At 69.8% G+C, this 11,930-nt stretch carries 11 protein-coding genes; 4 read left to right on the forward strand and 7 right to left on the reverse strand.

Features of this window, described 5'->3' with window-relative positions; all coding sequences use genetic code 11:
- The 4 genes from AB0I69_RS00745 to AB0I69_RS00760 form a co-directional block, all read right to left on the reverse strand.
- Entirely contained in the window at window positions 1–1,026 is a 1,026-nt protein-coding gene (locus AB0I69_RS00745; protein WP_363093281.1) for an ABC transporter substrate-binding protein, read from the reverse strand.
- A gap of 45 nt (window positions 1,027–1,071) precedes the next feature.
- Window positions 1,072–1,839, reverse strand: a complete 768-nt coding sequence (locus AB0I69_RS00750; protein ID WP_363093282.1) for an ABC transporter ATP-binding protein — start codon at window positions 1,837–1,839, stop codon at window positions 1,072–1,074.
- A complete protein-coding gene (locus tag AB0I69_RS00755; protein WP_363093283.1) occupies window positions 1,812–2,705 on the reverse strand; it encodes an ABC transporter permease in 894 nt (297 codons plus the stop codon). The genes AB0I69_RS00750 and AB0I69_RS00755 overlap by 28 nt, the downstream gene beginning before the upstream one ends.
- A gap of 125 nt (window positions 2,706–2,830) precedes the next feature.
- A complete protein-coding gene (locus AB0I69_RS00760) occupies window positions 2,831–2,914 on the reverse strand; it encodes a putative leader peptide (protein WP_350495123.1) in 84 nt (27 codons plus the stop codon).
- A 122-nt stretch (window positions 2,915–3,036) separates the two neighbouring features.
- On the opposite strand from AB0I69_RS00760, the gene AB0I69_RS00765 reads away from it, so the two are divergent.
- Complete coding sequence (locus tag AB0I69_RS00765) at window positions 3,037–3,459, forward strand: YjbQ family protein (protein ID WP_363093284.1); 423 nt, start codon at window positions 3,037–3,039, stop codon at window positions 3,457–3,459.
- Between the two features lie 99 nt (window positions 3,460–3,558).
- Here the strand turns inward: AB0I69_RS00765 and AB0I69_RS00770 are convergent, their stop codons facing one another.
- Window positions 3,559–5,211 (reverse strand): glycosyltransferase family A protein, encoded by a 1,653-nt coding sequence (locus AB0I69_RS00770; protein ID WP_363093285.1) that lies wholly within the window; start codon window positions 5,209–5,211, stop codon window positions 3,559–3,561.
- A gap of 399 nt (window positions 5,212–5,610) precedes the next feature.
- Here AB0I69_RS00770 and AB0I69_RS00775 point away from each other — a divergent pair, with 399 nt between their 5' ends.
- The 3 genes from AB0I69_RS00775 to AB0I69_RS00785 all read left to right on the forward strand — a co-directional run bounded on the left by AB0I69_RS00775 (window position 5,611) and on the right by AB0I69_RS00785 (window position 9,773).
- Window positions 5,611–7,425 carry an N-acetylmuramoyl-L-alanine amidase gene (locus AB0I69_RS00775; RefSeq protein ID WP_363094139.1) on the forward strand — a complete coding sequence of 605 codons (1,815 nt, stop codon included), beginning with the start codon at window positions 5,611–5,613 and terminating at the stop codon, window positions 7,423–7,425.
- Between the two features lie 86 nt (window positions 7,426–7,511).
- Complete coding sequence (locus AB0I69_RS00780) at window positions 7,512–7,946, forward strand: OsmC family protein (RefSeq protein ID WP_363093286.1); 435 nt, start codon at window positions 7,512–7,514, stop codon at window positions 7,944–7,946.
- A 105-nt stretch (window positions 7,947–8,051) separates the two neighbouring features.
- Window positions 8,052–9,773 carry a hypothetical protein gene (locus AB0I69_RS00785; protein WP_363093287.1) on the forward strand — a complete coding sequence of 574 codons (1,722 nt, stop codon included), beginning with the start codon at window positions 8,052–8,054 and terminating at the stop codon, window positions 9,771–9,773.
- A 78-nt stretch (window positions 9,774–9,851) separates the two neighbouring features.
- On the opposite strand, the gene AB0I69_RS00790 is transcribed toward AB0I69_RS00785, so the two are convergent.
- Together AB0I69_RS00790 and AB0I69_RS00795 are read right to left on the reverse strand one after the other, a co-directional pair.
- Entirely contained in the window at window positions 9,852–10,493 is a 642-nt protein-coding gene (locus AB0I69_RS00790; protein WP_363093288.1) for a cutinase family protein, read from the reverse strand.
- 93 nt (window positions 10,494–10,586) lie between these two features.
- A complete protein-coding gene (locus tag AB0I69_RS00795) occupies window positions 10,587–11,840 on the reverse strand; it encodes a helix-turn-helix domain-containing protein (RefSeq protein ID WP_363093289.1) in 1,254 nt (417 codons plus the stop codon).
- Between the last annotated feature and the right edge of the window lie 90 nt (window positions 11,841–11,930).

Below are 11,930 nucleotides of genomic sequence, written 5' to 3' on the forward strand. Positions count from 1 at the left end.
TCACTTCTCCTTGTAGACGCGCGGCGCGGTCGTCGAGGTCGGAAGGCTGCCGTTGAAGCGGGTGTCGACGAACTTGGCGAAGTCGACCTTGCGCGGAATGAGCTTCAGACCGGTGAAGGTGTCCGCGATCTGCTGCTCGGAGGCGATCAGCGACGTGTCGACGGCGACCGCGACCCGGGAGGCGTTGGTCCGCTTCACCGAGGCCAGTGCCACCGCGTACGGCAGCCCGGTGTCCTTCGCCCACACCTTGGCCCACGCCTCGGGGTGGTCGTAGACCCAGTCCTGGGCGCGCCGCAGCCGCTCCAGATAGTCCTTGATGGCGGCGGCCTTCTTGCTGTCCTTGAGGGCGGAGAGCGCCGCCACCTGGAAGTTGAGCCCGTTGACCAGACCCTGACCGGTCGTCAGGATGCGGCCCTGCTTCGCCTGGAGGACCTGTGAGGTGTAGGGGTCCCAGACCGTCCACGCGTCCACCTTGCCGCTGGTGAACGCGGCCAGCGCGTCGGCCGGCTGCAGGTACTTGACCTTGACGTCGTTCAGGGTGAGCCCGGCCGCCTTGAGGGAGGCGATCAGCTGGAAGTGCGCGGACGAACCCTGCGCCACGGCTATGGACTTGCCCCTGAGCTGCTCGGGCTTGGTCAGCTTGGAGTCCTTCGGTACGAGGATGGCCTCGCCCTGGGAGTTGCCGTGCCAGGCGGCCACCACCGTGATCTTGGAGTTGGCGCCCGCCGCGAACACCGGCGGGGTGTTGCCGACGCCGCCGATGTCGACGGCCTTGGCGTTGACGGCCTCCAGCAGGGGCGGGCCGGAGGTGAACGTGGACCACTTGATCTTGTAGTCCAGGTTCTTGAGTTCACCGGCTGCCCGCAGCACCGCCTCCGAACCGCCTTTCTGGTCACCGACGTTGAGCGTGAGGGAGCCCTTGCCGTCGGTTCCCGTCGAGGTCTCGGCGGCCGAGTTCCCGCCGCAGGCGGTGAGCAGGAGGGCGAAGGGGAGGAGCAGGGCGGCGGGGACGAGGCGTCGTCGCATGACGGATGTTCCGTTCTCGGTAACTGGGTTGACGTGTGGGGGAGTTCAGGCAGCTTCGGCGGCCGTGTCGACGCCGAGGCGTTCCAGGAGTCCGGCGCGGAGTTCGGCGAACCGGGGATCGGTGATGTCGCGCGGCCGGTCGAGGTCGATGTGCCGCTCGTGCGCGATGACGCCGTTGTCCATCACCAGGACACGGTCCGCGAGCAGGACGGCTTCCTCGACGTCGTGGGTCACCAACAGGACGGCGCAGCCCCGCCGTTGCCACAGCTCGCCCACCAGTCGCTGGGCCTTGATGCGGGTGAGCGCGTCGAGCGCCCCGAACGGCTCGTCGAGCAGCAGCAGATCGGGTTCGCGCACCAGGGCGCGGGCCAGCGAGGCACGCTGGGCCTCACCGCCGGACAGCGTCTTGGGCCAGGCGTCGGCGTGGTCACCGAGTCCGACCTCCGCCAACGCCTTTTCCGCCACGGCCCGTTCGGGTCTGCCGGGGAGTCCGAGCAGGACGTTGCGCCACACCTTCTTCCACGGCATCAGCCGGGGTGCCTGGAACGCGACGGCCTTGCGACGCGGTACGAGGACGGTGCCCTCGATGTCCCGGTCGAGCCCGGCGAGGATGCGCAGCAACGTGGACTTGCCGCAGCCGCTGCGGCCGAGCAGCGCCACGAACTCGCCCTGTTGTACGTCGAGTTGGAGCTTGTCGATGACGGGACGGCCCTCGAAGGAGCGCGTCAGCCCCTCCACCCGCACCGCCTGCGAGGTCACCGGTGATTGCGTCACCGGTTGGGTGGTCACCGGCCCGTGAACGTCGGTCGCCATTGCAGCAACAGCCTTTCGAGGGTTCGGACGACGAAGTCGGCCAGCAGGCCGAGGAACGCGTAGACGATCAGGCAGACCACGATCACGTCGGTCTGCAGGAAGTCCCGCGCCTGCACCATGAGGAAGCCGATCCCGGCGTCCGCGTTGATCTGCTCGGCGAAGACGAGCGCCAGCCAGGCGATACCGAGGGAGTAGCGCAGCCCGGTCATCGCGTTGGGCAGCGCCCCCGGCAGTACCACATGCCGTACGAGTCCCCAGCGGGACAGCCCGAGCGACTCCCCGGCCTCGATCAACTGGCTGTCCACGCCCCGGATTCCGGCGTAGACGTTGAGGTAGAGCGGGAAGGTCACCCCCAGCGTGATGATGGCGACCTTGGGGGCCTCGCCGATGCCGAACCAGATGATGAACAGCGGGATGAGCCCTACGAAGGGGACGGTCCGCAGCATCTGCACAGGGGCGTCGACCAGGTCCTCGCCGATCCTGAACAGACCGGAGACGAGGGCGAGTCCGGTGCCGATGACGGTGCCGAGGAGTAGCCCGATGGCGACCCGCTGCAACGAGGTGGCCATGGCCGAGGTCAGCGAGCCGCTGTCGATCTGGTCCCAGCCGACCTGGGCGATCCGCCCGGGTGAGGCGAGTACGTCGGAAGCCAACACCCCTGTGCTGCTGAGGAGTTGCCACAGCGCGAGCAGCACGAGCGGGCCGGTGGTGCGGCGCAGCCAGCGGGGGACACGGGTGCGGCGCGAGGAGGTGGGGACGAGGGGGACGAGATCGAGCGCGGAAGGCTCGTCCGCGTCGGCCTTCGAAGCGGATATAGGGGAAATATCGGGCCAGGAAGAGTCGGGCGGGGCATGGCTGATGCTCATGGGTGCTCCACGGGAGGAGAGCGGCCGGTGAGGTGGGGGATACGCCTCAACGCCGCCGCGTCACGACGATGTGCACGGACGCGGCGGAGCGCAGAAAAAAGGAAGGGGTGAGGCGGAAGAAGACGTCAGCAGCCGCGGCGACACGCGGCGGAAGCCACCCGCAGCAGGTCGATGTGACCGCGCGTGGTGAGCAGAACTGAACGCAACATGCGGCCGAAAATAGGTCAGATGGCGTGGCACGGTCAACGGTGTCTCGCGGACTGGACCTCTCGTATCACAGGCCGGGCGATGGATCGGGTGGGGGAGCCGACGTATGGGTCAGGATGGGTGCATGCCAGCTGCCTTCACCACCCGTGTACTGAGCGTCGCCACCGGTTCCAAGGAGCGGGTCATGGACCTGACCCGCGACTGCGAGGCCTTCCTGCGGGAGGCGGCGGCCGGCCGTGACGGCCTCCTCAACATCTTCGTTCCCCACGCCACCGCGGGCGTCGCGATCCTCGAAACGGGCGCCGGCAGCGACGACGACCTCCTCGCCGCCCTGCACACCCTCCTCCCCGCCGACGACCGCTGGCAGCACCGCCACGGCAGCCCCGGCCACGGCCGCGACCACGTCCTCCCGGCCTTCGTACCGCCGCACGCGACGCTGCCGGTGCTGGGCGGGCGGCTGGAGCTGGGGACGTGGCAGTCGGTGTGTCTGGTCGATACGAACCGGGACAATCCCAACCGTCAGGTGCGGCTGAGTTTCCTGGGGTGAGCCGGGCCGTGACGTGGACCTGCTGGTGAGCCAGTGCCGGGACGGTGCCCAGGGGCGGGTGGCGACAGTGGCGCCACCCGCCCCGCACTCACCCCCGCTCTACCGCAGCAGCCAGCCGTCGGCCCAGTGGGCGGTGGCGCGGATGTGTCGGCGCATGCCGGGCGGAAGGTGGCGCAACAGCTCGCGGACGCTGTGGCGGATGCGGTGGTCGGCGGTGGTTCGCAGCAGGAGGCGGCGGGTGGGGCCGATCCGGCCGGGGCCGCTGACGGTGAGTCGGAGCTGGCCGCCGGGCCCGGCCCAGGTGGGGGAGACGAGGCGCGGGGGTGCGCCGACGGCGACCGTGCCGAGGGAGACGCGGGTGCGGTCCCGGGCGGGGGCCAGCCGGGGGCGGCGGCCGACGCCGAGCACCTGTGCGCTGGCCCAGACCTGGTGGGCGCCGGGGGCCATGGGCTCGTCGCCGGTGAGCGTCAGCGGGTCGATGACCGTCTCGCCGGTGACCACGACCCGGTGGCGGCCCCCGCCGAGCGGTTCCAGCGCGGGTGCCAACTCCCCGTCGGGGTACCACCAGTGGTTGTGGGTGGTGTCGTGAACGATGAGTTCGCCGTGCGCGTGCGTGAAGGGGTCGGGAACCTCCCAGCCCTCCGCTCCCCTGATGCCGTCGAGGAGTTCGGGGTCGAGCAGCATCCGTCCGCCACGCTCCACGACGGTCAGCGGCTCGCCGTCGGCACGGACCATGCCGATCCGGGTCCGGATCACCAGCTTGTCGTTCCGCCAGCGCATGTCGTCCACCTCGACGTGCGCCCTGATCTGCTCGGTGCGGCGGGCGAGTTCGACCAGGGAGTCCAGCCGGTCCTGCACGAGCAGCTCCGCCCGCAGCCGGCTGATCGCCGGGAGTCCTTCGCGTACCCCCGGCGGATAGCTCGTCATCGCCATTCGGCGGACGGTGGTGAAGTATTCCTCCAGGTCCTTCCCGGTACGCCGGAGTACCCGCGGTTCGCTCACCGGGCGCAGCAGCTCCACACGGTACGAGCGGCGCAGCAGCCGGTCCTGGAGGTCGCCCGGCCGGGTGCCCTCCTTGATCGCCTCGACGACCTTGCCGAGGTGGCCGTAGTAGTCGTCGGCGGTGATCCGGCGGCTGCTGTTGTTGCCGCCGTCCTCACGCCGATTCCACTGGTAGCAGGGGTAGTTGCCGAGTATCGACACCGTCTTGGCCCGCACGTAGGTGCGGGCCATGAACAACTGGTCCTCCAGCCTGACCCGCCCCTCCGGGAAACGGATCCCGTGCTCCTGGAGGAAGTCCCGGCGGAACATCTTGTGCGGCGTCAGGCTCTCGAAGAGCGGTGCGTCGGCGGCGGTGCACCGCTCGACCGTCCGCTTGAACACATTGCTGGGCCCCTGCATCGTGCCGTGGACCTTGCCCAGCACGATGTCCGACCTGTTGCGCTCCGCCATGGCGTACAGCCGTTCCAGCGCCTCGTACGACAACTCGTCGTCCTGGTCGACGAACTGGACGTACTTCCCCCTGGCCCGGTCGACCCCCACGTTCCGCGGCTTGCCCGGCCAGCCGGAGTTCTCCTGCCGGAAGACCCGGACGTGCGCATGCGCCTCGGCCAGCCGTCCGAGGCGTTCGGCCGAGTCGTCCGTCGACCCGTCATCGACGTACACGACCTCGTACGCGTCGGCGCCGAGGCTCTGGTTGACGAGTGAGGGTGCGCAACGGTCCACGTAGGAACCGGCGTTGTAAATGGGCACGACAACGCTGACCTTGATCAAAACATCCCCCCCGGGACAAGTGTTGTTGCCCAAACAGACACCTGTTGTTGGGGATAAGTTGTACGGCTCTTGGTGCGCATCTTGCGAAGTGCGGGCGGCGTGGAGGCCGTCGGGACACGCGACGCATCCGGCGTCGGCCGCCACGGTGCGCCGCCGACTCCCTTGCGGGCAAAGGAAGTTGTGAAGTACGAGCGATGATGCGAGAGGCTTCCGCATAGTGGTTCGCGCAGGCGTCGCACCGCACGTCTGCATCAGGGCAATACGTACAAGGGAAGATCCTTGCAGCAATCCTCGCGTAGAAGATCCCCCCGGAAGGTGCTGGCCGGGATCCTGGCCGGTGGCATCGTGACCGCAGGCTGTCTCGCCGCTCTGCCGTCGATGGCGCAGGCCGCCCAGACCTCCGCCGCCGACCGGCAGTCCTCCTTCGCCGACGCGGCCAGGGAGTTCGGCGTACCGCTGCCCGTGCTCCTGGCCGTGTCGTACCAGGAGTCGCAGTGGGACGACCACGACGGGCAGTACAACACCTCGGGCGGATACGGTCCGATGAACCTGACGGACGTCACCGCCAAGATGGTGTCCGGGGGCGCGACCGGTGCCGCCGGCCGCGGTGACCTCGCCGAGCTGACGTCCGACCCGGCCCTGCACACCCTCGACGCGGCGGCCGACCTCACCGGCACCCCGGCGGCGAAGCTGCGCACCGACGACGGCGAGAACATCCGAGCGGGTGCCGCTCTACTGGCCTCGTACCAGAAGGAGTTGACGGGGAAGGGATCCGCCGACCCGGCCGACTGGTACGGAGCGGTGGCCAAGTACAGCCAGTCGTCGGACAGGAAGGCCGCACAGCTCTTCGCCGACCGTGTCTTCAGGACCGTGTCCTCGGGCGCCTCGCGCACCACCGTCGACGGACAGCACGTCCGGCTCGCGGCGCAGCGCGCGGTCCACCCGGAGACCGGGCAGCTGTCCGAACTGAAGCTGAAGGCCGCCGCGACGGCCACCGACACGGAGTGCCCGGCCACGGTGGACTGCACCTTCCTCGCCGCGGCCGCCTCCAACGGACAGGTGGCGGGCCGGCCGGGCGACGGGGTGCAGATCAAGTACATCGTCCTGCACGACACCGAGTCGTCCTACGACGCCGCGATCGCGACCTTCCAGACAGCGGGTTCCGGCGACTCGGCGCACTACGTCATGCGGGCCTCGGACGGTGCCGTGACGCAGATGACGCACACCAAGGACATCGCGTTCCACGCCGGCAACTACTGGTTCAACATGCACTCGATCGGCATCGAGCACGAGGGCTACGCCGCGCACGGTGCCACCTGGTACTCGCAGACGCAGTACCTGGCGACGGCCGATCTGGTGAAGTACCTCGCCGCGAAGTTCGACATACCGCTCGACCGCGAGCACATCATCGGTCACGACAACGTGCCCGGCCCGCGGGACAGTTACCTCGCGGGCATGCACTGGGACCCCGGCCCCTACTGGGACTGGACGGCCTTCATGAACATGCTCGCCCCGGCGAACGCGGCCCGTGCGGACAGCGCCGCCCGACGCGTCCCGACGGTGGGTTCGGCGGTCACCATCAGCCCTGACTTCTCGACCAACCAGCAGACCGTCCAGGTCTGCCCGGCCGACGATCCCACCGGCGCCACCACCGCGTGCACCGACAGCACCGCACCCTCGAACTTCCTTCCCGTGCGCACCGCCGCCAGTGCAGACGCGCCCCTGTTCGCCGACCCGGCCATCCACCCCGGCGTCAGCGCGGGCACCGACTCGATCCACGACTGGGGCAGCACCGTCTCGGCCGGCCAGCAGTTCGTGGTCGCCGACGTCGACGGAGACTGGACCGCCATCTGGTTCAGCGGTGCGAAGGTGTGGTTCTACAACCCCGGCGGCGCCAACACCTGCGCCGCACCGGACGCCGTCGTCGTCCACTCCGGCGACCAGGCCGCGACCCTCTACGGCTCCGGCTACCCACAGGCATCGGAGTACCCCTCCGGCCTGTCCCCGTCCACGCAGAAACCCCTGACCCTCTACGCCTTCCCGGCGGGCCAGGCCTACGTCGCCACCCAACCCCCGGTCAGCGCCGACGACTTCTTCGTCTCGGGTGACACCTACGTCACCGGCGCGGCCAAGTACTACACGATCCAGTACAACCACCGCGTCGTCCTCGTCGACGCCTCGCAGGTCTCCTGAACCGGCCGGTGCGGGCAGCGCGGACACGCCCTGCCCGCACTGGTGGACGTCGAGATCCGGCGGAGCTCTCTGGAAGGATCTCCGCCATGAGCGAAAACTCCCTGCGCCTCGTCACCGTCGACCGCACCGGCCCCGGCCGGTTCACCGTGACCAACGCCCGCGGCGGCACGATCGACTTCGGTACCGCGGCCGACGGCGGCACCGAGTTCACCCCCGTCGAGCTGCTGCTCGCCGCGATCGGGGGCTGCACCGCGGCCGACGTCGATGTCGCCACCACTCGGCACACTGAGCCGGACGGGTTCACCGTCACCGTGACCGGCAACAAGGTCAGCGACGAGCTCGGCAACCGGATGACCGACCTCGCGGTCACCTTCGCTGTGACCTTCCCGGACGGCGAGGCCGGGGACCGGGCCCGCGCCATCCTGCCCCGAGCGGTCACGGTCTCCCACGAGCGGCTGTGCACGGTGAGCCGTACGGTCGAGACCGGCACGCCCGTCACCGCGACAATCAAGGACGCCTGATCGCGTCGGCTGTTCTCTGCGGGCCGGTGACAAGGGCGCCGTCGCACGCTGCGTTCTTGTGAGCACTGCCTGATCCCGCGGTCCCGGCCGTCCTACGGTCCGGCCATGAACACGAGTCGCAGCAAAGGAAGTTCGTGGCGCGGTGGCGCGCTCGCGGTGTTGTTGACCGCGGGCGCGCTCACCGTGGCCGCCCCACAGGCCCAGGGAGAGAGCGCCCGCACCGAGACCCCGGTCGCGTCGACGCATCCCGCCGACGGTGTGGTCGAGTCGGTGGTGCGGGTGAAAGTGCCGTTACCGCAGTCGTTCGGTGCCCGTCCGGCGGCGTGCGACTGGCTGTCGTATCTGCGCTACCGCGCCGCCGACGGGCCGAGCGCGTCGGCCGACGCCGACCGGATCCTCGTCGCCCAGCCGGGCATCCTGGAGGGAGCCGGAGCGTTCGACAGCGTCGCCCGCGACACGGTCGCCCAAGCCGCCGCGCAGGGGCGGCACATCGAGTTCTGGGCCCTGGACCGACGCTCCAACTGCCTTGAGGATCCGACCGGTATCGCCTCCGGCGACCAGCACACGGCCGTCGACTACTACTACCGGGGCAAGGCCGTCGGCGGCCGGACCTTCGCCGGGTTCGTCGGCAACGACCAGCTCGGCTGGATGGCCAGGCTCGGCATCGAGCAGACCGTCCGCGACGAATACGATCTGCTCGTGGCCGAGTTGCCCGACCCGACCCTGCGCAAGAACAAGGTGCTGTGCGGCGGGCACTCACTCGGTGGCGTGATCACCGGGTACTTCGCGGCGGCCGACTTCGACGGCAACCCGGCCACCACGGCCGACGCCGGACAGAAGCAGTGCGCCGGCTACTTCGCCCTCGACACCACGATCTCCACCGACCTGACAGACCTGAGCGGCAGCATCCCGGACGACACCAACCTGCCTGACATCGGGCTCGGTTACGCGGTCGTCCAGGCCGGGCTCGACAGCGGCGTCCTGTCCCGCTCGCTGTCCGCGCCCGTGCTGCTGAACCCCGAGACCATGATCCTGCTCGCCATCGCCGGCCTGGGCGCCGTACAGAACCCGGACGGTGAGGCGGACCTGCCGTCCTATCTGCCCTCCAACGTCAACATCGAGGCCACGAACCGCTTCCTGTTCTCCAAGGACGCCGCCACGTTCCTCACCGGCTCACCCGCGGTGAAGGACTTCCGGCTCACGAACGACGCGGTGCTCGGGTCGTTGATGGACGACAACTCCGTGCCCCTGGCCTTCCTGCAGAGCAGCGTCGGCTTCTTCGACGGCGGGCCCATCGTCGACAAGAACTTCCCTGCCGCCAACGGCAGTTCGGACCAGTCGCAGTTGTTCGGCGTCGAGTACAAGGCCATCCCGGCCCAGCCGCACGGGCCGCTCTACACCTGGCGCAATTACGACCGTGTCGGGGACGCCGACGACCCCGGGTACCGGTCGGCCGACGGCACCCCGTTCACCAACGCCTCCAAGGAGGTCACCGACATCCACGAGCTGGCCCGCAGTATGGGGGAGCAGCCGCTGGACTTCACCGAGCAGTACTTCCCGACCAAGCTGGTCACCGACATCGAGCTGGCCACCTCACCCCAGGTGAAGCAACTCCTCGTCCACCCGGGTGGGTTGACGGCCAACCCCACACTCACCGTGCTCGCCGGCGACGGCCTGCTCGCCGGACACATCCCGGCCGACCTGCACCCCGTGATCGCCCCCGGCTACCAGCACCTCGACGTGCTGACCGCGGCACCCGTCCAGAACGACGGCCGGCCCGAGGTCGTCTCCAGCAGCCTCGCGGCGTTCGCCCGGTCACCCAAGTAGCCGTCCCCGCAGCGCCGTTCCCGCACACCGGCAGGGCCCAGGAGGATCAACTCCCGGGCCCTGCAATGCTGTTACGGCTCAGATCCTGCCCGCGGCGAACGTCGCCGCCGCGTCGGCGTCGGCGGTGTAGCCGAGGTGCGCCCCCACGTCCGTTCCGCCGTTCTGGCAGATGGGGTCACCGTCGGCGCAGAAGTCGATGGTGCGGCTCTGATAGGTGCCGGTGACGCTCTTGCCGAGGGCCCGGATCGGGTTGCCGAACAGCAGCACCGCGGCGACCTTCGGCTCGACCGCGGCAGGGAGGGTCGCCACGATCGGACTGCCGACCACCGCACCGTCGCTGCTGATCCCTATGGAGTTGTCGATGACATTCGCGCCCTGCGAATACCCGACGAGAACGAAACGCTGATCCGGGCAGGCGGCGGCCTGCGCGTTCACATGGTTCACCGCATCTGCGTTTCCCTGCGCGGCTGATGTCAGGGAAAGGTCGGCGGGATAGTTCACCGCATAGCTGGAAAGGCTCTTTCCCGTGATTTTCTGCTGGAGTGCGGAGAACACCGGGTCGCCGACGATCAGGCCGAGTGTGCCCGGCTCGAAGGTGCCGCGAGCCGCCACGACGTCGATGTCCGAGCAGGTGGCGGCCGATGCCGTGGGTGAGGTGAGGGTGGCCAGCCCGGCTCCGCCGACCAGTGAGAGCGCGGCGAGGCATAAGCGGATACGCATGGGAATCCTTTGAGGGTGGGGCGCGTGAAGCGCCTGTGGAAAGGACATCCCGAAGGTATTCGCGTACCCGTGGCGGGTGTTATGGACGAGAATTCAGAAGTTCCCTCTGTTTTTGTCGGCGCGTGAGTCGTCGCCCTCTTCTCGCGACGCCGCGGAGCGCAGGGCGAGAATCAGGTTCAGGCGGGTCTCGGGATCGTGCAGGGACTCGCCGAAGAGCTTTTCCAGTTGGCGCAGGCGGTAGCGGACCGTCTGGGGGTGGACGTGGAGCCGGGCGGCGACGTCGGGGACGTTGCTGCCGCTGAGCAGCCAGGCGAGCAACGTCTCGGCCAGCCGGGCCCGTTGGCCCTCGGACGCGGCGTCGAGCGGCGCGAGGACCCGTGCCTCCAACTGGGCGAGCAGCGGCTCGTCGCTGTGCAGCAGCAGGGTCGACAGATGGTCGGCGCACAGCACCACGCCCTGCCGGGGCAGCACCCCGCGGCCCATCAGCCCCAGCGCCCGCGTGGCCCAGCGCAACGACCGGGCGGCCTCGGTCACCGGGACCGTGGGACCGATCGCCGCCGGGCGGCCGGCCAGGCCGAGGACGAACGACCGGCCGCCGAACCGGCCGTAGCCCTCCGGGTCCGGCACCAGCACCCGCGGCGGCCGTGACTCCATGTCCGCCAGCGCGCCGGGCATCGCCGGCGGCCGGTCGTCCGCGCGCGGGTCCGCCGGGCCCGCCAGCGCGACCACGGCGACCTGCGAAGGCACCCGCCACCGTGCTCCGTGCGCCAACTCCTGCACCGCCTCCGGGGACACCGGCCCCTCGCCCAGCAGCAGATCGAGCAGCCGTCCGCGCCGCCGCTCCAACTCGTCCGCGCTGCTCGACCGCGCCTCCGCGTAACCGGCCGCTGCCGCCTCCGCGACCTCGTGCACGGTCCGGAACGCCAACTCGCCCAGCGCGGCCACCACCTGGGAGTCCAGGCCGAGTTCCTCCGCCGTACGGCCCATCAGCCGCCAGGCGTGCAGCCCGCCCACCCGTAACGCGGACTGCACGGAGTCCAGGCTGCGGCCCTCCAGGGCCACGCCACGCCCGAGTTCGTAGTACGTCGTGGCCATCGCGGCCCGCTGGTCACGCGGGTCCGCGATGTGGTCGATGAACAGGGTGAGCGCCTGCACCACACCGGCCCTGAGGTTCTCGCGGTAGATCCCGCCGGACGGCAGCCCGTACTCGGGCACCTGTCTGCGGACCTCCTCCTCCACCTCGTCGGCGACGCGCGGCAGTTGGACGCGCAGCAGCTCGGCCAGCTCGGGCGGAACCGAGGTGGTTCCGGGATCGACGGGTACTCCGCGCGGGGTGGGGACAGCCACGACGGACACTCCTTTCCCCCGGAGGCGGCTCGCCCACGGACTGTTGCCCGTGGGACGAGGGGGACGTCCCGTGTTGGACGGTCGTCCCCT

This window comes from Streptomyces sp. NPDC050508, assembly GCF_040655155.1.
In the GTDB taxonomy this organism is placed as follows: Bacteria; Actinomycetota; Actinomycetes; order Streptomycetales; family Streptomycetaceae; genus Streptomyces.